This window comes from Pseudoruegeria aquimaris (assembly GCF_900172235.1).
GTDB lineage: Bacteria > Pseudomonadota > Alphaproteobacteria > Rhodobacterales > Rhodobacteraceae > Pseudoruegeria > Pseudoruegeria aquimaris.
Genome location: NZ_FWFQ01000006.1, coordinates 110,000 through 133,902, shown reverse-complemented (window position 1 = coordinate 133,902; position 23,903 = coordinate 110,000). Strand labels below are relative to the sequence as shown.

The 23,903-nt window shown below is 67.4% G+C and carries 19 protein-coding genes; 10 read left to right on the top strand and 9 right to left on the bottom strand.

The window, feature by feature from the left end; translation table 11 throughout:
• Positions 1–7 precede the first annotated feature (7 nt).
• Positions 8–1,441, top strand: a complete 1,434-nt coding sequence (locus tag PSA7680_RS06135; protein WP_085867784.1) for an NAD(P)(+) transhydrogenase (Re/Si-specific) subunit beta — start codon at positions 8–10, stop codon at positions 1,439–1,441.
• Positions 1,442–1,578: 137 nt separating this feature from the next.
• Here the strand turns inward: PSA7680_RS06135 and PSA7680_RS06130 are convergent, their stop codons facing one another.
• A complete protein-coding gene (locus tag PSA7680_RS06130) occupies positions 1,579–2,355 on the bottom strand; it encodes a pentapeptide repeat-containing protein (protein WP_139838568.1) in 777 nt (258 codons plus the stop codon).
• A 164-nt stretch (positions 2,356–2,519) separates the two neighbouring features.
• On the opposite strand from PSA7680_RS06130, the gene PSA7680_RS06125 reads away from it, so the two are divergent.
• The 3 genes from PSA7680_RS06125 to PSA7680_RS06115 all read left to right on the top strand — a co-directional run bounded on the left by PSA7680_RS06125 (position 2,520) and on the right by PSA7680_RS06115 (position 6,093).
• Positions 2,520–3,800: a DUF3422 family protein gene (locus tag PSA7680_RS06125; protein WP_085867803.1), complete on the top strand. Its 1,281-nt coding sequence runs from the start codon at positions 2,520–2,522 to the stop codon at positions 3,798–3,800.
• Between the two features lie 126 nt (positions 3,801–3,926).
• Complete coding sequence (locus tag PSA7680_RS06120; RefSeq protein WP_176244087.1) at positions 3,927–4,535, top strand: TetR/AcrR family transcriptional regulator; 609 nt, start codon at positions 3,927–3,929, stop codon at positions 4,533–4,535.
• Positions 4,536–4,569: 34 nt separating this feature from the next.
• Complete coding sequence (locus tag PSA7680_RS06115) at positions 4,570–6,093, top strand: DUF1254 domain-containing protein (protein WP_139838567.1); 1,524 nt, start codon at positions 4,570–4,572, stop codon at positions 6,091–6,093.
• Positions 6,094–6,203: 110 nt separating this feature from the next.
• Here the strand turns inward: PSA7680_RS06115 and PSA7680_RS06110 are convergent, their stop codons facing one another.
• From PSA7680_RS06110 to PSA7680_RS06100, 3 genes are all read right to left on the bottom strand, one after another.
• A complete protein-coding gene (locus tag PSA7680_RS06110) occupies positions 6,204–7,169 on the bottom strand; it encodes an ABC transporter permease (protein ID WP_085867780.1) in 966 nt (321 codons plus the stop codon).
• Positions 7,162–8,169: an ABC transporter permease gene (locus tag PSA7680_RS06105; RefSeq protein WP_085867779.1), complete on the bottom strand. Its 1,008-nt coding sequence runs from the start codon at positions 8,167–8,169 to the stop codon at positions 7,162–7,164. The genes PSA7680_RS06110 and PSA7680_RS06105 overlap by 8 nt, the downstream gene beginning before the upstream one ends.
• Before the next feature lie 70 nt (positions 8,170–8,239).
• A complete protein-coding gene (locus PSA7680_RS06100) occupies positions 8,240–9,937 on the bottom strand; it encodes a peptide ABC transporter substrate-binding protein (RefSeq protein ID WP_085867778.1) in 1,698 nt (565 codons plus the stop codon).
• Between the two features lie 422 nt (positions 9,938–10,359).
• Here PSA7680_RS06100 and PSA7680_RS06095 point away from each other — a divergent pair, with 422 nt between their 5' ends.
• From PSA7680_RS06095 to PSA7680_RS06085, 3 genes are read left to right on the top strand one after another with little or no spacing between them, the layout of a single operon-like run.
• On the top strand, positions 10,360–12,177 hold the full coding sequence (locus PSA7680_RS06095) for an ABC transporter ATP-binding protein (RefSeq protein ID WP_085867777.1): 1,818 nt from the start codon (positions 10,360–10,362) through the stop codon (positions 12,175–12,177).
• A 43-nt stretch (positions 12,178–12,220) separates the two neighbouring features.
• Positions 12,221–13,384: an acetylornithine deacetylase gene (gene argE, locus PSA7680_RS06090; RefSeq protein ID WP_139838566.1), complete on the top strand. Its 1,164-nt coding sequence runs from the start codon at positions 12,221–12,223 to the stop codon at positions 13,382–13,384.
• A 10-nt stretch (positions 13,385–13,394) separates the two neighbouring features.
• Positions 13,395–14,558: a M20 aminoacylase family protein gene (locus PSA7680_RS06085; protein WP_085867775.1), complete on the top strand. Its 1,164-nt coding sequence runs from the start codon at positions 13,395–13,397 to the stop codon at positions 14,556–14,558.
• 139 nt (positions 14,559–14,697) lie between these two features.
• Here the strand turns inward: PSA7680_RS06085 and moaA are convergent, their stop codons facing one another.
• Positions 14,698–15,702 carry a GTP 3',8-cyclase MoaA gene (gene moaA / locus PSA7680_RS06080; protein ID WP_085867774.1) on the bottom strand — a complete coding sequence of 335 codons (1,005 nt, stop codon included), beginning with the start codon at positions 15,700–15,702 and terminating at the stop codon, positions 14,698–14,700.
• Between the two features lie 79 nt (positions 15,703–15,781).
• On the opposite strand from moaA, the gene PSA7680_RS06075 reads away from it, so the two are divergent.
• Positions 15,782–16,255: a hypothetical protein gene (locus PSA7680_RS06075; RefSeq protein ID WP_085867773.1), complete on the top strand. Its 474-nt coding sequence runs from the start codon at positions 15,782–15,784 to the stop codon at positions 16,253–16,255.
• Complete coding sequence (locus PSA7680_RS06070) at positions 16,239–17,867, top strand: AMP-binding protein (protein WP_085867772.1); 1,629 nt, start codon at positions 16,239–16,241, stop codon at positions 17,865–17,867. The genes PSA7680_RS06075 and PSA7680_RS06070 overlap by 17 nt, the downstream gene beginning before the upstream one ends.
• A 12-nt stretch (positions 17,868–17,879) precedes the next feature.
• Here PSA7680_RS06070 and PSA7680_RS06065 read toward each other — a convergent pair whose 3' ends face one another.
• Genes PSA7680_RS06065 through glmU form a run of 3 tightly spaced genes read right to left on the bottom strand, consistent with a single transcriptional unit; the run spans position 17,880 to position 21,732 of the window.
• Positions 17,880–18,557 carry a DNA alkylation repair protein gene (locus PSA7680_RS06065; protein ID WP_085867771.1) on the bottom strand — a complete coding sequence of 226 codons (678 nt, stop codon included), beginning with the start codon at positions 18,555–18,557 and terminating at the stop codon, positions 17,880–17,882.
• Positions 18,554–20,377, bottom strand: coding sequence for a glutamine--fructose-6-phosphate transaminase (isomerizing) (glmS, locus tag PSA7680_RS06060; protein WP_085867770.1), 1,824 nt, complete (start codon positions 20,375–20,377; stop codon positions 18,554–18,556). Before glmS ends, PSA7680_RS06065 begins: the two co-directional genes overlap by 4 nt.
• On the bottom strand, positions 20,377–21,732 hold the full coding sequence (gene glmU / locus PSA7680_RS06055) for a bifunctional UDP-N-acetylglucosamine diphosphorylase/glucosamine-1-phosphate N-acetyltransferase GlmU (protein WP_085867769.1): 1,356 nt from the start codon (positions 21,730–21,732) through the stop codon (positions 20,377–20,379). Before glmU ends, glmS begins: the two co-directional genes overlap by 1 nt.
• A 143-nt stretch (positions 21,733–21,875) precedes the next feature.
• Here glmU and PSA7680_RS06050 point away from each other — a divergent pair, with 143 nt between their 5' ends.
• Positions 21,876–22,541, top strand: coding sequence for an HAD-IA family hydrolase (locus PSA7680_RS06050; RefSeq protein ID WP_085867768.1), 666 nt, complete (start codon positions 21,876–21,878; stop codon positions 22,539–22,541).
• Here the strand turns inward: PSA7680_RS06050 and PSA7680_RS06045 are convergent.
• Positions 22,499–23,833 carry an MmgE/PrpD family protein gene (locus PSA7680_RS06045; protein WP_085867767.1) on the bottom strand — a complete coding sequence of 445 codons (1,335 nt, stop codon included), beginning with the start codon at positions 23,831–23,833 and terminating at the stop codon, positions 22,499–22,501. The genes PSA7680_RS06050 and PSA7680_RS06045 overlap by 43 nt on opposite strands.
• Positions 23,834–23,903: the final 70 nt, after the last annotated feature.

Here is a 23,903-nt window from a genome sequence, read left to right as displayed (position 1 = left end):
GAGGGCAATGGACTTCGGTTTCACCACCGCCGCCTACGTTGTTGCGGCTGTTCTGTTCATCCTCTCGCTCGGGGGGCTTTCCGGCCAGGAGAGCGCGAAACGCGCCGTCTGGTACGGGATCGTCGGCATGGCGCTGGCGGTCGTCGCCACGCTGATCGGCCCCGGTGCGGGGCTCTGGTGGCTGTCGATCGTGCTGATCGCGGCCGGCGGCGTGATCGGCTACATGCTGGCCAGCCGGGTCGAGATGACCCAGATGCCCGAGCTCGTGGCCGGGATGCACGCGCTCGTCGGCCTCGCGGCCGTCTTCGTGGGCTTCAACGCCCATTTCGAGCTGGGCCGCGTGCTGGCGATGGACGCGGAGGCGCAGAAGGCGCTGGAAGGTTTCGGCGCGCTTCTGGCCAAGAAGGACGTCGTTGAGCAGAACATCCTGCGCGTCGAGCTGTTCCTCGGGATCTTCATCGGCGCGATCACCTTCACCGGCTCCGTGATCGCCTACGGCAAGCTGTCGGGCCGGGTGACCTCGGCGGCGACGAAGCTGCCCGGCGGCCACCTGCTGAATGCCTCCGCCGCGGGCGTCTCGCTGCTGTGCCTGATCTGGTACTTCAACACCGGGGGCTTCTTCCCGCTGTTCCTGATGACGCTGGCCGCGCTGTTCATCGGCTACCACCTGATCATGGGCATCGGCGGCGCCGACATGCCGGTGGTCGTCTCCATGCTCAACAGCTACTCGGGCTGGGCCGCCGCCGCGATCGGCTTCTCGCTCGGCAACGATCTGCTGATCGTGGTCGGTGCCCTGGTGGGCTCCTCCGGGGCGATCCTGAGCTACATCATGTGCAAGGCGATGAACCGCTCGTTTGTCTCGGTCATCCTCGGCGGCTTCGGCGGCGCCTCCGGCCCGGCGATGGAAGTCGAGGGCGAGCAGATCGCGATCGACGCCGAGGGCGTGGCCGCGGCGCTGGAAGAGGCCGACAGCGTGATCATCATTCCGGGCTACGGCATGGCGGTGGCGCAGGCGCAGCAGAACGTGGCGGAACTGACCCGCCGCCTGCGGGCCAAGGGCAAGAACGTGCGCTTCGCCATCCACCCCGTGGCCGGCCGCCTGCCGGGGCACATGAACGTGCTGCTGGCCGAGGCCAAGGTGCCCTACGACATCGTGCTGGAGATGGACGAGATCAACGAGGACTTCCCGGAGACGGACGTCGCCATCGTGATCGGCTCCAACGACATCGTGAACCCGGCTGCGCAGGAGGATCCGAACTCCCCCATCGCCGGGATGCCGGTGCTGGAATGCTGGAAGGCCAAGCAGGTCTTCGTCTCCAAGCGGGGGCAGGGCACGGGCTACTCCGGCATCGAGAACCCGCTGTTCTACAAGGAGAACACCCGGATGTTCTACGGCGACGCGAAGCAGTCTCTCGACCAGCTGCTGACGCTGATCCATTAGACGGACGGCTTTGCCGGACGCGAAAGGGCGCCTTCGGGCGCCCTTTCTTGTTGGCGGGTCCGATGGCGAGGCAGGGGGGGCGCTGCCCCCCGTCCCTTGCGGGACTCCCCCCGAGGTATTTGGAGCGAGAGGAAGCTTCAGTTGCCCGAGGGGCCGTCGATCGCCGCGCAGCGGGCCGGATCGGGGGCGAGTCCAGCGAGGCTTTCGGGCAGGGTCGTCGTGGCGTCAAAACAGGCGGCGGCGAGCTGGCCGCGCTTCAGGCCCCTGGCGGCGGAGAGTTCGGCGCCGCGCAGGTCGGCGTCTTCGAGGTCGGCGCGGGAGAGGTGTGCGCCGTCGAAGCGGGCGCCCGCCAGCGTGCTGCGTTTCAGATCGGCGCCGCGCAGGTCCGCGTCTTCGAAGTCGGCAAAGTCGAAGCGACCGTATTCCATGTCGGCGCCCGAGAGATCGGCCTCTTCGAAATCGAGGCGGCGAAAGCGCATGCCCTTGAGTTCCGCGCCCGAGAGCCGGGCGCCTTCGAGCGTGGCGACGTGGCGCTCCAGCGTGCCGAGTTCGTCGAGGAAGCGCAGCGCGCGGCCGGCGCGGGGGCCGTCCACCACCGCGAGGATGGCGCTCGTCTGGGCGCGGGCCACGGCATCGCGCTGGGGCGCGGGCAGCGCCTGCTGGACGTGGAGCGCCGCCATGCGGTCGAAATAGGCCTGGAGGCCGGCCTCCTGGATCCGGTTTTCCTCGGCCTGCTTCAGCAGCAGCCCGACCATGAGCGTGCCGATGCCCAGCACGGTGGCATTCATCAGCGCGGCGAGCCAGTCCCACAAGGTCTTGCCTTCGAACCCCATCCACGCGGGGCGGGCCAGGAGCCAGCAGGCGGCGAGGGCGAGGATCAGCACGAGGAGGCCAAGGGCGAGGCCGGCGAGCATGGGTGTCTCCTTGCCGGGGGCGGGATCCAGGGCACCGGCGCGCCCCGGAAGCGGCCGGTATACGAATGTATTCACATAAAGCCATGAAATAGAGGAATTATTTACAAATTCCGCAATTGCTTTACCCTGCGGCATTAACCACAGGAGGCCTCATGGCGCAATTCATGCCCCAGATCGCGGACCATCCGGACCGCTACGCGCTGGCCAACGAACTGCACGCGCGCCCCTTTCCCACGCTGAAGGCGCCGGGGCAGGCGGTGTTCCTGGCGATCAAGCGCGAGCACAATGCCGCCGGGCGGGACAGGGGGGCCGACGTGGCCCATCTGCTGGCGCTTCTGGACCGCTACGGGGCGCCGCACCCGCAGCCGGGGGCGACGCATTATTCGGGCGCCATCGGCGCGCATCGGCTGAAGTGGGAAAGCCACACCGAGTTCGTCACCTATACCGTCTTCATGGAGGGGCCGACGGGGCGGGCGTTCGATCCGGCGCTCTTCGAGGTATTCCCGCCGGACTGGCTGGCGGCGGCGCCGGGCGTGCGGATGACATCGGCGTTGCTGCATGTGGTCGAGGAGGCCGATCCCGCCGCGATCCGGGCGCAGCTGGGCCAATGGTTCGTGGACGAAAGCCTCGCGGTTTCGCAGGTCTTGGATGCGGCGGCGGTGATCGCGGGCGATTTCCGCATCGATCCGGCCGGCCACATGCGCTTTGCCGTGTTCCTCGCGCCGGGCACGGGCAGCCAGCGCGCGGGACGCGTCGTTCAGCGGCTCTGCGAGATCGAGACCTACAAGAGCATGGCGATGCTGGGTTTCCGCCGGGTGCGGGAGATGCAGCCGGACCTGGGCGCGCTGGATCGGCGCCTTTCGGAGCTGGTGACGGGGCTCGACGCAGGCGAGGCGATGCCCGAGACCTCGCTGCACAGGCTCATGGAGATCTCGGCGGAAGGCGAGCGGCTCTCGGCGCGCAGCAGCTTCCGCTTCGGGGCGACGGGGGCCTACGAGGCCATCGTGAACCAGCGCATCGAGGTGCTGCGTGAGCAACGCTACGAGGGCTGGCAGACCTTCGGCGAGTTCATGATGCGCCGGTTCGATCCGGCCATGCGCACCGTGAAGAGCACGCGCAGCCAGCTGGAAAGCCTCGCGACGCGGGCGCAGCGGGCCTCCGAACTGCTGCGCACCCAGGTGGACGTGGCCCGCGCCGCCCAGAACCAGGCGCTGCTGGCGAGCATGGATCGCCGGTCCGATCTTGCCCTGCGTCTGCAGCAGACGGTGGAGGGGCTGTCGGTGGTGGCGATCAGCTACTACGCGGTGAACCTGCTGGCCTATGCGCTGGCGCCGCTGGCCAAGGGGGCGGGGGTGGAGAAGAGCCTGCTCACCGCCGGGCTCGTGCCCTTCGTGGTGATCGCGGTCTGGTGGGTGGTTCGGCGGATCCGCAAGGCGATGCATTGACCGCCGCATATGGCGTCTGAACCAAATTCGTTTGATTTCTGACGCTGGGTCAATAAATCTAACACAATGTCAGATATAGGCTCCCCAAGGCGGACGCATCTTGCGGTCACAGGCCTTTCGCCGCGCTTGAGCAAGTCCGAGAGGACACGGGCCGCCATTCTGGATGCCGCGCGTGAATTCCTGCGGCTGCGCCCGTTTCGCGAGCTCACTGTGGCGGAGCTGATGAAGAGCGCCGGCGCCAGCCGTGCGACGTTCTACCAGTATTTCAACGATCTCCATGGGCTCATGGCCACCTTGCTGGACGAGGTGAAGGAGGGGATCGTCACCGGCGCGCAGCCGTGGTTTTCAGAGGTCGGAGACCCGGCCCAGGGCCTTCGGCACAGCCTCGCGGCACTGGTTGCGGTCGGGGCGGAGAAAGGGTTCATCCTGAGGGCGGTTTCGGATGCGGCGACGCAGGACGCGCGGCTGGAAGATGTCTGGGAAGGGTTCATCGGTGCATTCGACGAGTTGGTGGCGGAGAGAATCGCGCGGGATCAAGCCTTGGGGCTGATCGCGCCCTTCGAGCCGTCTGCGGTTGCGCGGGCGCTCAACCGGATGGATGCAGCAACACTGATCCAGGCTTTCGGGCGGCCGCCGATGGCGGACCGTGGCGCCGTTCTTGCGGCTCTGGAACGCATCTGGCTCAGCACGCTTTATCCGGACACGCCGCTTTCCGGCAACGTGCAGGGCCGATGAGAAGGAAACGCAGAGAAATCAGATGGGAGGAAACATGAATCATCTTTATTCCGCCGCGGGCGGGTTTGCCCTCGCGATCGGGCTTGCGGGCGGCGCGCTCGCGCAGGATCCGCCGAAAATGGCGATGACCACGGAGATCCCGGACGGCATCACTACGCCCGACAACATCGAAACCCAGCTGGGCAATCTGACTTTCTTCGACGGGGTGCCGGATGCGGAGACCACCGACAAGATCTACACCCTGCTGGATTTCCACCACGCCTACCAAGCCTACATGGACGGGGTGAAGATCGCTTCGATGGACGCCATGCGGCGTGGGATCGAGGCTTTCGGCCCGGCCAACACCACGGTTCTGCAATTTGCGGACCTGATGGATTCCAAGGCGCTTTTCCTCACCCCCAACACCACCAGCGTCTACCAGACGATGTGGCTGCAGCTCGGCGATGAACCGATGGTGATGGAAACTCCGCCCAACGTGCTCGGTTTCCTCAACGACGGCTGGTTCAAATACGTCACGGATTTCGGCAACCTCGGCCCCGACGAAGGGCAGGGTGGCAAGTTCCTGATCCTGCCGCCGGGCTACGACGGCGAGGTGGACGAGAGCGGCTACACGGCCGTCGTGCCCACCAACACCTACGGCCACTGGGTGATGTGGCGCGGCTACACGGTGGACGGCTCCACAGAGGAAGCGGTGAAGGCCACGCAGGAGACATTCAAGCTCTACCCGCTCTCGCAGGCGGACAACCCGCCGGAGCTGAATTTCGTGAACGTCTCGGGCAAGGAGTTCAACACCATCCACGTGATGGATGAGCGGATGTTCGAGGAGATCAACACCGTGATCCAGAACGAGCCGCTGTTCGGTGAGGAGCCGGAGCTTCTGGGCCATCTGGCCGCCATCGGGATCGTGAAGGGCCAGCCCTTCGAGCCGGACGAGCGGATGCAGGGCATCCTGAAGAAGGCGGCCTCGGCGGGCGCGGTGACGGTGAAGACGCTGATCTCCAAGCCGCGCGATGAGCGCGCCTACTGGTATCCGGGTGAAAGCTACTGGCAGAACGCCTTCCCCGGCGGGGCCTACACCTGGGTGCTGGACGGGGTGACGCTGCAGGATTTCCGCGCGGCCTTCCACTTCTACGCCACGGGCATCACGCCCGCGATGGCGGTGAAGGCCGTGGGCAAGGGCTCGCAATATGCCTTCACCTACCGCGATTCTGACGGCAACGCGCTGGATGGCGGCAAGACCTACAAGCTGACCGTCCCGGCCAATCCGCCGGCCAAGGATTTCTGGTCCTTCACGCTCTATGACAACCAGACCCGCTCCATGTTGCAGACGGATGCGCAGTTCCCGGCCATCGGCTCCAACACCGAAGGCGTGGTGCAGAACGCGGACGGCTCCACGGATGTCTACTTCGGGCCGGTGGCGCCCGAGGGCAAGGAGAGCAACTGGCTGCAGACGGTGCCCGGCAAGGGGTGGAACACGATCATGCGGCTCTACGGGCCGCTTGAGCCGTGGTTCGACGGCACCTGGCGCCCCGGCGAGATCGAGTTGATCAGCGAGTGATCGCCGCTGCCCGGTGCAAGCCGGGCGGCCGGAACGGAAGCCGGAAAGGAAAAGGCCGCGCCCTGTCCTGACGGGGCGCGGCCTTGACGTTTGCGAAGAAAGCGGGCGCCTCAGCGGCCGCGGATGCGCGGGTCCAGCGCGTCGCGCAGGCCGTCGCCGATGTAGTTCACGCTCAGCACCGTGAGCGAGATCGCCAGCCCCGGCCAGATCACCCGCTCGGGGTAGGAGACCATGCGGTCCACGCTGTCGTTCAGCAGCCGGCCCCAGGTGGGGAAATCCGGCGGGAAGCCGAAGCCGAGGAAGCTGAGCGCGCTTTCGGTGATGATCGAAGAGGCGATGCCCAGCGTGGCGGAGACCATGATCGGGCTCATGATGTTGGGCAGGATGTGGTTGGTGATGATCCGCCGCGCAGGCGTGCCGATGGAGCGCGCCGCGAGCACGAACTCGCGCTCCTTCAGGGCCAGAACATCGCCGCGCACGATCCGCGCCGTCTGCATCCAGCTGGTGATGCCGATCAGCGCCACGATCAGGGCGAAGGTGCCGCCCTCCACGCCGAACATGGCCGACAGCGGTTCGCGGAACAGCAGCGAGGCCACGAGGATCAGCGGCAGCAGCGGCAGCGCCAGGAACAGGTCCGTGGTGCGCATCAGCGGGCCGTCGAACTTGCGGAAATACCCGGCCACCACGCCGATCGCCGTGCCCAGCACGATCGAAAGCACCATCGCCGTCAGCCCGACCGCGATGGAGACCCGGCCGCCATACATCAGGCGGGCGAGGTTGTCGCGGGCGAGGTTGTCGGTGCCCAGCGGGTTGGCCCAGCTGACCTTGGCGCCGCTGTCCCACAGCGCGGTGTAGATCGGGCGGTAGTCACGCTGCTTGATCATCTCCACCACCGGCGGGATCGCCTGCGGATCGGCACGCCAGATGAAGGGCCCCAGCGTGACGCCGAAGACGATGATGGCGAAGATCACCAGCCCCACGAGCGCGCCGCGGTGGCTCTTGAACTGATCCCAGACATCCCACCACTGGCTGCGGGACGCCTCGGTCTGCTCCACGTGTTGCACGGTATCAGTCATAGCGGATCCTCGGGTCAAGAATGCCGTAGAGCACGTCGGCGACAAGGTTGAAGAGCACGATCAGCACCGCGAAGATGAAGGTCAGCGTCTGTACCATCGGCAGGTCGTTGGCCTGGATCGACGTGATCAGCAGCTGGCCGATCCCGTTCACCTTGAACACCTGCTCGGTGATGATGGCGCCGCCGAAGATCGAGGGGATGCCGAGGGCGATCACGGTCACCACCGGGATCATCGAGTTGCGCAGCACGTGGGTCATGACCACGGTCCATTCGCTAAGGCCCTTGGCGCGCGCGGTGCGCACGTAGTCCTGGTTGAGGTTGTCGAGCATGGAGGCGCGCATGAAACGGCTGATCTGGCTGGTGATCTGCAGGGCCAGCACCATGACGGGCAGGAACATCTGGTTCAGCTGCACCTTGAAGCTCGCCCAGTCCGTCACCTTGTGCGTGGTGTCGTAGATCGAGGGGAACCAGCCGAGGTTCACCGCGAAGATCACGATCACCAGCACGCCGGAGAAGAACGGCGGCACGGAGAAGCCGACCATCGTGACGAAGGTGCCGGCGTTGTCGAAGACGGAATACTGCCGGTAGGCCGAGTAGATGCCGATGGGCAGGGCGATCAGGATGCCCACGAGGTAGGCCACGCCCACCACCCAGAGCGTCTGCGGCAGGCGCTGGTAGACGATGTCCATCACCGGCGAGCGGGTCTGCCAGCTGATCACGCGCAGCTTGCCCTCTGTGAGGCTGGTGCCGAAGATGTTGTCGATCAGAACCTGCGGTTCGATCCAGAAGAACTGCACGATCCACTTCCAGTACTGGACATAGACGGGCTGGCCGAGGCCGAGCGCCTGGCGCATCTTCTCTTTCACTTCGGGGGGCACGGTCAGGGGCACCTGGGCCATCGGATCGCCCGGCGCGAGCTGGAGAAGCAGGAAGATCACCAGCGAGATGAAAAGCAGCGTCGGGATCGCGAGGATCAACCGACGGATTGTGAAGGTGAGCATGAGGGGAAAGACCCGCGGCTAGGGTGCCGCCGCACCGCCCGCGAGGGGCGGGGGCGCGACGGCGGTTGGTTTACTTGATACGGTACCAGTCGGCAACGTTCCAGAGTTCGGAGTCCCAGACGTTCAGCTTCACGCCGCCGAGGCTGTTGGCGTGGGCCGACAGGCGGCCGCGGTGCACGAGCGGGATCATGCCGCCGCCTTCCACGACCATGCGGTTGAGCTTCTTGGCGATCTCCGCGCGCTCTTCGGCGTTCGCCGTGGTGGCGAGCTTGGCGTGCAGCGCGTCATACTCTTCGGAGCAGAAGCGGGAGATGTTCTCGCCCTGCCACTGGTTGGCCGGAGAGGGCGCCTTGTCGCACAGCGCGTTGCCGAGATAGGTCTGCGGATCGGTGCCGTTGAAGGTGTTGGCATACATTTCCACGTCCGCGTAGAACTTCTGGAAGGTGTCCGGGGAGCCCGGGTCACCGCCGAAGAAGACGGAGGCGTTGATGTTGCGCAGCTCGGTGTCGATGCCGATCTCGCTCCACCACTGCTTGATGAGGGCCTGGAAGTCCTGGCGCACGGCGTTGGTGGAGGTCTGGTAGAGGACCTTCAGCGGCACGCCGTCCTTCTCGCGGATGCCGTCGCCGTCGGTGTCCACGATGCCGGCTTCGTCCAGCAGCGCGTTGGCGCCGGCGATGTCCTGCACGTCACAGCCTTCCACCTCGATGGCGTAGGCCGCCGGGGCCGGAACCCAGGAGCAGGAGACGCGGCCGGCCTTGCCGTAGCCGACTTCCACCAGCAGCGGGCGGTCGATCGCCATGGACATGGCCTTGTAGACGGCCGGGTCGGAGAGGAACGGGTGCGGACGCACCACGGAGCGCTCGTCCGGGCCGAGGGCCGGATCGGGGTTGGTGTTGTTGAGCATGATGCGCTCGAGCAGCGGGCCGAAGCCGGCCACGGCGGTGCCCTTGCCGGCGGCTTCCATGCCGGCGATCACGTCGGGCGCGAGCTGCAGGTTCCAGGCGTAGTCGAATTCGCCGGTTTCCATCACCGCGCGGCCCGCGGCCGTCGCATCGCCGCCGCCCTTGAAGGTCAGGGTCGCGAAGGCCGGTTTGTTCGGGTCACGGTAGTTGGGGTTGGCTTCCATCGAGATCACGTCGTTCGGGCGGAAATCCGTGACGACGAAGGGGCCGGTGCCGATCGGGTTGAAGTTCTGCTCGGTGCACTCGGGCGCCTTGGCTCCCATGCAGTTGGCGAACTGCGCGGCCTGCAGGATCGGGCTCTCACCGCCCACGAAGGGGCCGTAGGGGAAGGGCGTCGGCTTGTCGAAGGTCACCACCACGGTCAGCTCGTCCGGCGTTTCCACGCTGGTCACGCCTTCGAACTTGGTCAGCTGCGCGCAGCCGCCTTCGGGGTGCATGCAGTAGTCGGCGGTGAACTTCACGTCGGCGGAGGTGAAGGGGGTGCCGTCGGACCACAGGATGCCCGGCTTCAGCTTCCAGGTGATGGAGGTCAGATCCTCGGAGACGCCGCCGTTTTCCACCGTCGGGACTTCTTCGGCCAGCCAGGGCACCAGCGTGCCGGTTTCATCGTAGCGGGCCAGCGGTTCGATGATGAGCGAGGCGGATTCGATGTCCTTCGTGCCGCCCGACAGGAACGGGTTCAGGATCGAGGGCGCCTGCCAGTAGATGATGTTCACATGGCCGTCCGCGCCACGCTCGGCCATGGCCATCGGCGCCATGGCAAAGGCGGCGGCAGCGCCCAGAAGGGTTGCTTTGAGGTTCATTCAAGACTCTCCTTGTTGGATTTCCCCGTTTTCGGGTTGCTCCCGAAAATCGTTTTTCACGTTCGTCGCGGACGGCCTCATGGTGCGCCCGGCAGTTCTGACACTGTTTCGAAGCTCCCTGACAATGCCCGCGATACGTGCGGTGGAGTTGACACCGATCACTGCTCATCGAGCAAGCGAATGCCCGTAGTCTGACCACTTCGCGACTTTTGTAAAGGGGCTGCGCCCGAGCGGCCGACATCCCCTTGTGTGCGTTAGTTAACATTGCCAACTATATGTGCAACTCTGCGCGAAAGGGTGGCGAATCGCCCGGCTCCACGAGGCGAGCAGGCGGGAACCGGCCCCGGCGGGTGCGTGCATCCGTTTGACAATTTCCCGCCGCCCTCGCTAGCGTTCGGGCCAGATCAACAGGGTGACAACACATGCTCGACGAACCTCTCATCGATATCCGCAACCTGCGTGTGGAATTCGACACCAATGCCGGCCTCGTGGTCGGTGCGGAGGATGTTTCCTATAAGATTCAACCGGGTGAGACGCTCTGCGTCGTGGGCGAGTCCGGCTCGGGCAAATCGGTGTCGGCGCTGTCGATGATGCGGCTCGTGGAGTTCGGCGGCGGCCGGATCGCGGAAGGCTCGATGCTGTTCCGAATCGGCGACGGCCAGACGCTGGATCTCGCCAAGGCCGAACCCGAGAAGATGCGCGCCATCCGCGGCAACGAGATCGGCATGATCTTCCAGGAGCCGATGACCTCGCTCAACCCGGTCTTCACCATCGGCCGCCAGCTCACCGAGGGGCTGAAGCTGCACAAGAAGATGAGCCAGAAGGAGGCCAACGCCCGCGCGATCGAACTGCTGCGGCAGGTCCGCATTCCGGAGCCTGAAAGCCGCATGAAGCAATACCCGCACGAGTTGTCGGGCGGGATGCGCCAGCGTGTGGTGATCGCCATGGCCATGGCCTGCGAGCCGCGCATCCTGATCTGCGACGAGCCCACCACGGCGCTCGACGTGACGATCCAGGCCGAGATCCTCGCCCTGATCGACCGCCTGAAGCGCGAACACAACACCGCCGTGCTCTTCATCACCCACGACATGGCCGTCGTGGCCCAGATGGCCGATCGCGTCGTCGTCATGTATCGCGGCAACATGGTCGAAGAGGGCAGCGTCGAGGAGATCTTCGAGAACCCGAAGGCCGATTACACGAAGGCCCTGCTGGCTGCCGTGCCGCGCCTCGGCGAGATGAAGGGCAAGCCCGCACCCGAGCCGATGCGCATCATGGGGCAGGAAACCCCGGATTGGACGAAGAAGGCGCCCAAGGCCGCCCCCGGCGAACTGCTGCTGGAGGTGAAGAACCTCACCACCCGCTTCCCGGTGAAGAAGGGGCTGATGCGGCGCACGGTGGCCAATGTCCACGCGGTGGAGGATGTCTCCTTCCGGCTCAACGCCGGCGAGACGCTCTCGCTCGTGGGCGAAAGCGGCTGCGGCAAATCCTCCTGCGGGCGTTCGATCCTGCGGCTGGTGGAGCCGATGAGCGGCGAGGTCCGGCTCGGCGGCACCGACATCATGGCGCTGGATCAGAAGGGCCTGCTGAAGGCCAGGCGCGACATGCAGATGGTGTTCCAGGATCCCTTCGCCTCGCTCAACCCGCAGGTGCGGCTGATGGATCAGGTCTCCGAGCCGCTGCGCAACTACAACATCGCCTCCGGATCCGAACTCACTGATCGCGTGGCCCAGCTGTTTGACCGCGTGCACCTGCCGCGCAGCTTCATGAAACGCTACCCGCACGAGCTTTCCGGCGGCCAGCGCCAGCGCATCGCCATCGCCCGCGCGCTCGCGCTGAACCCCAAGCTGATCGTGGCCGACGAGGCCGTCTCCGCGCTCGATGTCTCGGTGCAGGCGCAGGTGCTGAACCTGATGATGGAGCTTCAGGCCGAGCTTGGCATCGCCATGCTCTTCATCAGCCACGACATGGCCGTGGTGGAGCGCGTCTCCCACCAGACGGCGGTGATGTATCTGGGCCGCATCGTCGAGATCGGCCCCCGCGCCGCGATCTTCGAGGATCCGCGCCACAGCTACACGCAATCGCTGCTCTCGGCGGTGCCGATCGCCGATCCGCGCCAGCGCAAGAGCGAGCGGGAGCTGAACTTCAAGCCGATTCCCTCGCCGATCTTCCCCGTGGGCCACGAACCCGGTCCCTCGCAGTATGACGAGGTGTCGCCCGGCCATTTCGTGCTCCGATCCTGATGCGAAAACGGCAGCGGAACCGGCGGACGGGCAGGAGGCAGCCGTGCACAAGGAACTGACCGCGCGCGAGATCCTGGAAAGGCTGGTGGCCTTTCCCACCGTCAGCAGCGAAAGCAACCTCGCGCTGATCGACTGGGTGGAGGGCTATCTCGCGGGCTTCGGCATCCCCGCGCACCGGGTCTACAACTCTGACGGCACGAAGGCCGCGCTTTTCGCCAACGTCGGCCCCGAAGTGGCGGGCGGAGTCGTTCTGTCGGGGCACACGGACGTGGTGCCCGTCGAGGGGCAGGCGTGGTCCGCCGATCCCTTCACGCTCACCGAGCGCGACGGCCGGCTCTACGGGCGCGGCGCCTGCGACATGAAGGGCTTCTGCGCGCTTGCACTCGCCGCCGTGCCGCAGGCCCTGCGCGCCGGGGTGAAACGCCCGCTTCAGATCGCGCTCTCCTACGACGAGGAGATCGGCTGCACCGGCGCGCCGCCCCTCGTGGCGGCCATGGCCGAAAAACTGCCCCGCGCCGCCGCCGCCATCATCGGCGAGCCGACAGAGATGAAGGCGGTGACCGGTCACAAGGGCATGGCCGGCCTTCAGGTGGAGGTGCGCGGCTTCGAGGTGCATTCCTCGCTGCTGCACGAAGGGGTGTCCGCCATCCTCGAAGGCACGCGCCTCGTGGACTGGGTGCGCCGGCAGAACGCCGCGCTCCAGGCCGCCGACCCCACGCCGCTCGCCGCGGTGTTCGATCCGCCCTTCACCACCGCTCACGTCGGGCAGATCAGCGGCGGCACCGCCCACAACATCACCGCGAAATCCTGCCGGTTCGACGTCACCTTCCGCAGCGTGCCCGGCGAATCCGCCGCCGAATGGGCCGATCGTTTCCGCGCCGAGGCCGCCGCGCTGGATGCCGAACTGCGGGCCCGGCACCCCGAGGCCGGCGTCGAGGTTCGGGAAGATTTCATCATGCCCGCCCTGCGCCCGGAAGAGGATGGCGCGGCGGAAGCTCTGGTGCGCCGCCTCACCGGCGACAACGGCACCCACGTGGTGAGCTACGGCACCGAGGCCGGGCATTTCCAGGCCGGCGGCTACTCCGCCGTCGTCTGCGGCCCCGGCAACATCGCCCAGGCCCACCAGCCCGACGAATACATCACCCTCACCGAATTCGACGCCGGCGCCGCCTTCCTGCGGCGGCTGGTCGATCACCTGGCAGAATAGGAGCAGCCCGATGCCCATCAAGAACCGCTTTGCAGAGCTTCAGGACGAAATCACCGCCTGGCGCCGCGATCTGCACGAAAACCCCGAAATCCTGTTCGAAACCCACCGCACCGCTGCCGTGGTGGCCGAGAAGCTGAAGGAGTTCGGCTGCGACGAGGTCGTCACCGGGCTCGGGCGCACCGGCGTCGTCGGGGTGATCCGGGGCAGGAGCAACACCTCAGGCAAGGTCGTGGGCCTGCGCGCCGACATGGATGCCCTGCCGATCCAGGAAGCCACGGGGCTGGACTACGCCTCCAAGACGCCGGGCGCGATGCATGCCTGCGGCCATGACGGCCACACCGCCATGCTGCTGGGCGCCGCGAAATACCTCGCCGAAACCCGCAACTTCGACGGCACCGCCGTGGTGATCTTCCAGCCCGCCGAAGAAGGCGGCGGCGGCGGCCGCGAGATGTGCGAAGACGGCATGATGGAGCGCTTCGGCATCCAGGAGGTCTACGGCATGCACAACTGGCCGGGCCGCCCGGTGGGCAGCTTCGCCATCCGCCCGGGCGCCTTCTTCGCCGCCACCGATACCTTCGAGATCGAGGTGCAGGGCCGGGGCGGCCACGCGGCCAAGCCGCAGGAAACGGTGGATCCGGTGGTGATGGCGAGCCAGATCGTCACCGCGCTGCAGACGATCGCCAGCCGCAACACCGATCCGGTGAAGCAGGTGGTCGTCTCGGTCACCAGCATCGAAAGCGACAGCAAGGCCTTCAACGTGATCCCGCAGAAGGTCACCCTGCGCGGAACCGTGCGCACCCTGGACGCCGAGATCCGCGACCTGGCGGAAACCCGCATCAAGGCGATCTGCGAAGGCACCGCCGGCGCACTGGGCGGCGCGGCCGAGGTAAACTACATGCGCGGCTACCCGGTGATGGTGAACAGCGAAGCCGAAACCGCCTTCGCCGCCGAAGTGGCCCGCAAGGTCTCCGGCGCCTGCGATGACGCGCCCCTCGTGATGGGCGGCGAGGATTTCGCCTACATGCTCGAAGAGCGCCCCGGGGCCTACATCCTCGTCGGCAACGGCGACACCGCCGCCGTGCACCACCCGGAATACAACTTCAACGATGAAGCCATCCCGGCCGGCTGCTCCTGGTGGGCCGAGATCGTGGAAACCCGGATGCCGGCGGCCTGACGGGGCCGTCTCTCGCGGGGCTCTGCCCCGCACCCCGGGATATTTGAAGAACAAAGTCGGGCGTTTCCTCTCGCCCCAAATACCTCGGGGGAGGCGCCCGCAAGGGCGGCGGGGGCAGCGCCCCCTTGTTTGAATGGGGTCAGCCGCCCGTGTGGCTCATGTGGCGGCTCATCTGGCCGCCGAGTTCCTGCCGGGAATAATCGAAATCATGCCCCCTGGGCTTGAGCCCGATGGCGGCGCGGATCGCGTCCTGCAGCGGGGCGTCATCCTCGGGGTGCCTGCGCAGCGGCGCGCGCAGATCGCTTTTGCCTTCCTGCCCGAGGCAGGTGTAGATCTCGCCGGTGCAGGTGATGCGCACGCGGTTGCAGCTTTCGCAGAAATTGTGGGTGAGCGGCGTGATGAAGCCGATCTTCTGCCCGGTCTCCTCAAGCCGCACGTAGCGTGCCGGGCCACCGGTGCGCTCGGCGAGATCGGTCACGGTGAAGCGTTCGGCCAGCCGCGCGCGCAGATCCTTCAGCGACCAGTATTGCCCGAGCCGGTTCTCGTTGCCGATGTCGCCCATCGGCATGACCTCGATGAAGGTGAGATCCATGTCTTTCCTGGCGCACCAATCCGCAAGGGTGAACAGCTCGTCTTCGTTGAACCCCTTCAGCGCCACGGTGTTGATCTTCACGCGAAGCCCGGCGGCCTGGGCGGCCTCGATGCCGTCGAGCACCTGCGCCAGCCGACCCCAGCGGGTGATCTCGGCGAATTTGGCCTCGTCCAGCGTGTCCAGCGAGATGTTTATCCGGCGCACCCCGGCGTCGGCGAGCGGCCGGGCGAATTTCGCCAGCTGGCTGCCGTTGGTCGTGAGCGTCAGTTCGGAGAGCGCGCCGGAGTCGAGATGACGCGACATGCCCTCGAAGAAGGTCATGATCCCCTTGCGCACCAGCGGCTCGCCGCCGGTGATGCGCAGCTTCTTCACCCCCATGCCGATGAAGGCCGAGCAGAGCCGGTCCAACTCCTCCAGCGTCAGAAGCTCCTTCTTGGGCAGGAAGGTCATGTTTTCCGACATGCAGTAGACACATCGGAAATCGCAGCGGTCCGTCACCGAGACGCGCAGGTAGGTGATGGCGCGCTGGAAGGGGTCTATCAATTGGCTCATGGGCGAAAAGGTAGGAGGCAAATCGCCCAAGGGCAAGCACGGGATTGATCCCGCTTTTTCCGGGGCCTAGGCTTGGCGCATGTTGAAGAGACTCCCGATTTTCCCCGCCCTCGCGCTGACGCTGGTCGCGGGTTGCGCGGCGATCGAAGCGCCGACGACGGCCTCCGCGCCGCCGCCCGAGGTCGTCGCGGCGGATCCCGAGGCCCGCGTGGCGCCGCAGAATGCCGTCACCGTCGAGGACTTCGACACCACCACCGCCGCCGAACGCGCCGAGGCCGAGGTGGTCGCGGCGCCGGCGGGCGAGGCGCTGCTGGGCCGCACCGTGGCCTCGCTCGGCGATCCCACGCTCGGCGGCTTCTGGCTGGAAACGCCGCTCGCCGCCAAGCCCGGGCCGGGGCGCATCACCAGCGTTGCCACGGGCAAGAGCGTTGCCGTGGAATTGCGCCCGCTGGACGCCGCGCGCTCGGCGGGCAGCCGCCTTTCGCTCGCCGCGATGCGGCTTCTCGAAGTGCCGCTCACCGATTTGCCGGAACTCGATGTCTACGGCGGCTGAGCCCTGGCGCCTGATCGATCCGAGCTGGGACTGGAGCGAAGCGCAGGCGCGGTTTCGCTGGCAGGTGCCGGCGCATTTCAACATCGCGGAGGCCTGCTGCGACCGCTGGGCGCGCATGGAGCCGGAAAAGCTCGCGCTGACCCATGTCACCGAGGCCGGCGCCCGCGAACGCTGGACTTACGGCGCGCTGAAGGCGGCGTCGGACCGGCTCGCCAGCGCCTTGGCCGCGGACGGTATTTCCAGCGGGGACCGGGTCGCGGTGCTGCTGCCGCAGGGGCCCGAGGTGCTGATCACCCATTTCGCTGCGATGAAGCTTGGCGCCATCGTGTTGCCGCTCTTCACGCTCTTCGGCCGCGATGCGCTGGAGTATCGCCTCGCCGACAGCGGCGCGAAGATCCTCGTCACCGATCCGGCCAACCTCGAGAAGGCCACCGCGCTCGATGCGCCGCTCTCGGCGATCTACTGCACCGGGCCGGAGAAGGCGGCTGCACCGGTGCGCAGTTTTTCGGAGGCGATCACGCGGGCGCAGCCGCTGAGGGCGCCGGTGAACACCCGTTCAGACGATCCTGCCGTGCTGATCTACACCTCCGGCACCACCGGCCCGCCCAAGGGCGCGCTGCACGCCCACCGCTTCCTGCTGGGGCATCTGCCCTGCATGGAGATCGGGCACATGCATTTCCCGCAACCGGGCGCCGTGGGCTGGACGCCGGCGGACTGGGCCTGGATCGGCGGGCTCATGGACATGGCCATGCCCTGCCTCTACTATGGTGTGCCGCAGGTATCGGGGCGGATGCGCAAGTTCGATCCCGATGCCGCCTTCCGCCTGATCCGCGACGAATCCCTTACCACGCTTTTCCTGCCGCCCACCGCGCTGAGGCTGATGCGGCAGGCGAGCGTGCCGCCCGGCTTGCGGGTGCGCTCCGTCAGTTCCGGCGGCGAAAGCCTCGGCGCGGACCTGCTGGAATGGGGCAGGGCGAAGCTCTCCGCGCCGATCAACGAGCTTTACGGCCAGACCGAATGCAACCTCGTCGTCTCCGCCAATCCCGAGATGATGCGGATCAAGCCCGGTACCATGGGCCGTGCGCTGCCGGGCCACGAGGTGGCCATCATCGATGCCGAAGGCAGGCCGCTGCCCGCGGGGCAGGAGGGCGAGATCGCGGTGAAGGCGCCTGACCCGGTGATGTTCCTCGGCTACTGGAACCAGCCCGAGGCGACGGCGCGCAAGTTCGTGGACGGCTGGCTGAAGACGGGCGATCTGGGGCGGATGGATGACGAGGGCTACATCACCTACGGCAGCCGCGACGATGACGTGATCACCTCGGCGGGCTACCGCATCGGCCCCACCGAGATCGAGAACTGCCTCGCCGGCCACCCCGACGTGCTGGCCGCCGCGGTGGTGGGGGTGCCCGATCCGATCCGCACCGAAGCGGTGAAGGCCTACGTCGTGCTGCGCGAAGGCGCCGAATGGGCCGGGCTTGAGGCGGAGCTGATCGCGCGGGTGCGCCGGCAGGTCAGCGCCCATGTGGCGCCGCGCAGCGTGGAGCGCATTGCCGAGATGCCGATGACGGCGACCGGAAAGATCATGCGCCGGGATTTGCGCGCGCGCGGTTAGAGTGCCGGGGCCTCAGGGCAGGTATTTCGCCGCTTCCCTGCGGGCGAAGGGCTTCATCGCCGCGCCGTGGGCTTCGAGAAAGGCTGCCACCCGCTCGGGCGCGCGCTTGGAAAGATCGCGCAGCCACCAGGCCACCGCCTTCTGGATGAACCAGTCCGGATCCGTCACGTAGCCGGCGGCCCAGCCGAGGATGCGCTCGCGCGCCTCCAGTTCATGGGGTTTCGGATTGTTCATCTTGGCCCAGGGCAACGTCATCACCAGAGCGGCGCGGCGGCTCCACATGTGCTCCGATGTCACCCAGGCTTCCACATCGTCCAGCCGGGCGGGGTCTGCCACCAGCCGCTTCTGGCCGGCGATGCTGGCGTGATCGGCCACGGCCCAGGCGTCGAAATCCGGCACCCAGCCGCGGATCACGCCCCATGCGCCCGCATCGGGGCGCAGCCGGGCCTGCGTGAGCAGCTTGGCCGCTGCCACGCGCGCCTCGTGCACGTCGGTGGCCCAGAGCCCATCGGCCAGCGCCACGCGGGCCTCCACGGAGAGGGCGGCGCGCCAGCCCTTCACGGCGGCGTCGATCTGCGGGTTGGACACCCCTAGGTAACGCCGCGCGGCCTTGTGATAGGCCGCCATCTCACCGGCCTTCTGCGCGTTGCCCTGCGCTTCCAGCTCGGCCAATGCGGCCTGCGGGCTCATTCCACCGTCACCGATTTGGCGAGGTTGCGCGGCTGGTCCACGTCGGTGCCCTTGGCGACGGCGGTGTGATAGGCCAGCAGCTGCGCCGGGATCGCGTAGAGGATCGGCGCCAGAAGATCGGGGATTTCCGGCAGGATCACGCTGCGCCAGACGTCATCGCCGGCCTGTTTCGCCCCCTCGGCATCGGTGATGAGCAGCACCTTGCCGCCGCGCGCCATGACCTCCTGCATGTTGGAGACCGTCTTGTCGAACAGCGCGTCGCGCGGGGCCATGACGATCACCGGGACGTTCTCGTCGATCAGCGCGATCGGGCCGTGCTTGAGCTCGCCCGACGCATAACCTTCGGCGTGGATGTAGCTGATTTCCTTGAGCTTCAACGCGCCCTCCAGCGCGATCGGATACATCGCGCCGCGCCCGAGGAACAGGATGTCCTGCGCCTTGGCCAACTCGCGCGAGAGCGCTTCGATGGTGTCGCTCGCCCCCAGCGCGTGGTTCATCAGCCCCGGCAGGTTGCGCAAGGCAGCAAGGTGATCGCCGAGCGCGGCGTCACTGATTTCGCCGCGCGCGTGGGCGGCGTTCAGCGCAAGCAGGGCCAGCACGTTGAGCTGGCAGGTGAAAGCCTTGGTGGAGGCCACGCCGACCTCGATCCCGGCGAGGATCGGCAGGGCCACGTCGCTTTCCCGCGCGATGGAGCTTTCCGGCACGTTGACCACGGAAAGGATCTTCGCGGCCTTGCCCTCCATGTAGCGCAGCGCGGCGAGCGTGTCGGCCGTCTCGCCGGACTGCGATACGAAGATCGCCAGCGTGCGCGGAGCCACCGGCGGCTCGCGGTAACGGAACTCCGAGGCGATATCCACTTCCACCGGCAGGCGGGCCAGTTGCTCGAACCAGTATTTCGCCGTCAGGCAGGCGTAGAAGGCGGTGCCGCAGGCCACCATTGTGATCCGGTCGAACTGCGTGAAATCAAGCCCTTCGGCCGCGAAGCTCACGCCTTTGCCGTCCTTGGAGATGTAATGGTCCACCGCCTCGCCCAACACCGTGGGCTGCTCGGCGATCTCCTTGGCCATGAAATGCTTGTAGCCGCTTTTCTCGACGCGGCTGGCATCGATCTGGATGGTTTTCTTCGCGCGGTTGGCCAACTGCCCGGCGGCATCGCGGATCTCGAGGCTCGTGCGGGTGATGATCGCCCAGTCGCCCTCTTCGAGATAGGTGATCTCGCTCGTCATCGGCGCGAGCGCGATGGCGTCGGAGCCGACGAACATCTCGCCCTCGCCGTGGCCGATCGCCAGCGGCGAGCCCTTGCGCGCGGCGATCAGGAGATCGTCCTCGCCCTCGAACAGGAAGCAGAGCGCGAACGCCCCTTCCAGCCGGCCCAGCGTCCTTTCGGCGGCCTCGCGGGCACTGAGCCCCTGCGCCATGTGGTGCTGGGTGAGCAGGGCGACGGTCTCGGTGTCGGTCTCGGTGACGAAACTCAGGCCGGCCGCCTTCAGTTCGGCACGCAACTCCCTGAAATTCTCGATGATTCCGTTGTGGACGACGGCGACGGGCCCGGCCTGGTGCGGGTGCGCGTTGGTGACGGAGGGGGCGCCGTGGGTGGCCCAGCGGGTGTGGCCGATGGCGGCCTTGCCGGCCAGCGGCTCATGCACAAGCAGATCGGAGAGGTTGACGAGCTTGCCCACCGCGCGGCGGCGATCCAGCCTGCCGTTGTTCACCGTGGCGATGCCGGCGCTGTCGTAGCCCCGGTATTCCAGCCGCTTGAGCGCTTCCACGACGATCGGCGCGGCCTCGTGATCCCCGAGGACCCCTACAATTCCACACATTATTCCTGCTCTTTCGCCTTGCGGGCCTTGGCGGCCTTGAGTTTTTCGAACATCCGCCGGGCAAGCCCCGGTTTCACGGCCTGCTTGGCGCGGGCCACGGCCAGCGCGCCGGCTTCCACGTCGGAGGTGATGACCGAGCCCGAGGCCGTCATCGCCTCGTCGCCCACTTTGACCGGGGCCACCAGCATGGTGTTGGAGCCGATGAAGGCGCGCGCGCCGATCTCGGTGCGGTGCTTGAACACGCCGTCGTAGTTGCAGGTGATCGTGCCCGCGCCCACGTTGGTATGGGCGCCGATGGCGGCATCGCCGATGTAGGAGAGGTGGTTGACCTTCGCCCCCTCGTCGAGCCGGGCGTTCTTGACCTCCACGAAATTGCCGATGCGCACGTCCTCGGCCAGTTCCGCGCCCGGGCGCAGGCGGGCGTAGGGCCCGACGACGCTTCCGCGAGAAACATGGCAGCCCTCAAGATGGCTGAAGGCCCGGATCTGTGCGCCGCTCTCCACCGTTACGCCGGGGCCGAAGACCACGTTGGGTTCCACCACCGTATCGCGGCCGAGGTAGGTGTCATGGGCGAAGAAAACCGTTTCCGGCGCCACCAGCGTGACGCCGTTCTCCTGCGCTTCGGTGCGCTTGGCCGCCTGCAGCAGCGCCTCGGCCGCGGCCAGTTCGGCGCGGGTGTTGATGCCCAGCGTCTCGGCCTCGTCGCAGGTCACGTAGCCGCAGCCCAGCCCCTCGGCGCGGGCGAGGGCCACGAGATCGGTCAGGTAGTATTCCTCGGCGGCATTGTCATTGCCGACCTTTTCGATCAGCCGGAACATCACCTGCGCATCCGCCGCCAGAACGCCGGAGTTGCAAAGGGTGATGGCGCGCTCGGCCTCGGTGGCGTCCTTGTATTCGACGATGCGCTGCAGGCTGTCGCCCTCGGTGATGAAGCGCCCGTAGCGCTTGGGCTCGGCGGCCTCAAAGCCGAGGAAGACGAGCGGATGGCCGGCCTTGGCCGCGAGCATCGCCTCAAGCGTCTCGGGGCGGATGAAAGGGGTGTCGCCATAGAGCACAACGGCATCGCCTTCGAAGCCCTCCAGCGCCTGGCGCGCCTGCGCCACCGCATGGGCGGTGCCCAGCTGCGACTCCTGCCGCACGACGATCGCCTCTGGATCGTGCGCCCGCGCCGCCTTCGCCACGTCCTCGAACCCGTGGCCCGCCACCACCACCGTTTTCTCGGGCATCAGCGCCGCGCCGGCGTCCATCGCATGGGCCAGCAGCGGTGCGCCCCCGAGCGGGTGCAGGACCTTGGGCAGGTCCGAGTTCATCCGGCTCCCCTGGCCGGCGGCGAGAATGATCAGGGCAATGGGCATGAAACTGCACTCTTTCTTTCGGTTGCCGCCCGTTCTATCCGTCTGTGCGAAAGCCGCAAGGGCGCAGGGGGTCAAAAGAGTTTACCGCCTGTTGCAAGGCGCGGCGGAAACATGCCGACGCAGGCGGGAAAGGGCAGGGCCACATGAAAACGGTGATCTTCGATCTGGACGGCACGCTTGCGGACACCAGCCGCGATCTCATCGCCGCCGCCAACGCCTGTTTCCGGGATCTCGGCCATGGCGACGTTCTGGATCCGATCGCCGATGCCGCCACCGCCTTCCGGGGCGGCCGCGCCATGCTCACGCTGGGCTTCTCCCGCGTGGCGCCCGGTGATGCGACGGCCGCCATCGAAGCGCAATACCCGCGCCTGCTGCAAAGCTACGGCGAGAACATCGATACCCACACGGAGATGTATCCCGGCGCCGCGGAGGCGGTTCGTGCGCTGCTGGACGCAGGCTACCGCGTGGGCGTCTGCACCAACAAGCCGGAAGGGCTCGCGGAAGAGTTGCTGACGCGGCTCGGCGTGCGCGATCTCTTCGCCGCCCTCGTCGGGGCCGACACCTTGCCGGTGCGCAAGCCCAACCCGCAGCCCTACCTTGAAACCGTCGCTCGCGTGGGCGGGGCCGTGGCGCAGTCGCTTCTGGTGGGCGACACGGTGACGGACCGCGAGACCGCCCGCGCAGCCGGCGTGCCCTGCGTGCTGGTCACCTTCGGCCCCGAGGGGCGTGCGGTGGAGGCCATGGCGCCGGAGGGGCTGCTGGAGGATTACTCGGGGCTTGCGGGCTTGGTGCGCCGGCTGATCGGCTGAGACATCAGTGCAAGGTAGGGCGCAAGCCCGTCCCGCGGCAGGTTGCGCACCGTGGCCTCCAGGGCCCCGGCGCGCGCCCGGCCCAGGGCAGGCTCCGCGATCTCGCGATACTTGCCCCGGATCTCGGCCTCTGACGGCGGGCTGTCGCCGTCCCAGCGGGGGCGGTGCCAATCGCTGCGCAGATGCCGGCCGTCCGCAAGTGTGAGCGTCACCCGCGCCAGTCGCGTGCCGGGGAAGGCTGCGTTGGCCTTCTCATGCTCCAGGAGCGTGGTGGCCTGCGCGAGGCGCCGGATCTCCGGGTCCAGCAGGGCGGGACCATCCACGTCCTGCGGGGTGATCCGCCCACGCACGAGCGCCACCGCCAGCGGATATGAGGTGGAATACTGCGCTTCCTCCGTGGTGGCCGGCTCCGCTTTTGCCAGCCGCACCGATTCATGGAAGGTCTCCACCTGCACGGCGCGGATCTGCGCGGGCGAAAGCCCGTGGGCGCGGCGCAGCGCCAGCCCGGCCTCCACCGGCGCATGGGCCCAGCGGCACACGGGGTAGGGCTTGAAATACTGCTCGAGGATCAGCCAGCGCTGCCCGAGATCGTCGAACGCGCCTGCGGCCGCTTCCACCGTCAGCGCCGGGGCGCCGGTGAAGCCCGCCTGCGCGAGATAGGCCGCCGACACACCCGCCATCGCGCCCCAGCCGGAGCCGTCCTTCAGCATCGTGGGGTGGTCGATCACCCGCATCATCTGGCTGCGCGGCCCGTGGTATTCCGCGATCCCCATGGCGTGGCGCAGCGCGGTGCCACCCAGCCCGAGGTAGCGCGCGCCAAGGCCGGCGCAGGCCACCGCCACCCAACTGCCGGAGGTATGGTAGTCGGGCACGCTTGCGTGCTGCACCACCGCGATGCGGCAGGCCGCCTCGTAGCCCGCTACCAGCGCTGCAAGGAAGGCCGGGCCATCCATCCGGCCCGTGGCCTGCGCGTAGGCCAGAAGGGCCGCGAAAACCCCGCAGCCCGCGTGGCCCTTGGCGGGGTTGTAGCCGTCGTGCCCGTCCAGCGCGTCCACCGTCATGCCCGCCGCCAGCGCAACCCCGGCGGGCGAGGCGCCGCGGCCGTCCAGCAGAAGCGGGCAGGGGCCGCCGAACTGCCCATGCGCGTGATCGGCGATGAGCCGCGCCATCGGCAGCTGCGCCCCGCCCACGGCGATGGCGGTGAGATCCAGCAGGCACATCCCGGCCCGCGCCTGCACCTCGGGCGGCAGATCTTCACAGGCGAGCGAGCGCAGGAGCGTGTCGATGTCCATGCCGCCATCCTGCCACGGCGCCCGCGGCCCTGCCTGACCGAAGTCGACATTCCCGCCCCCCGCCTGCGAC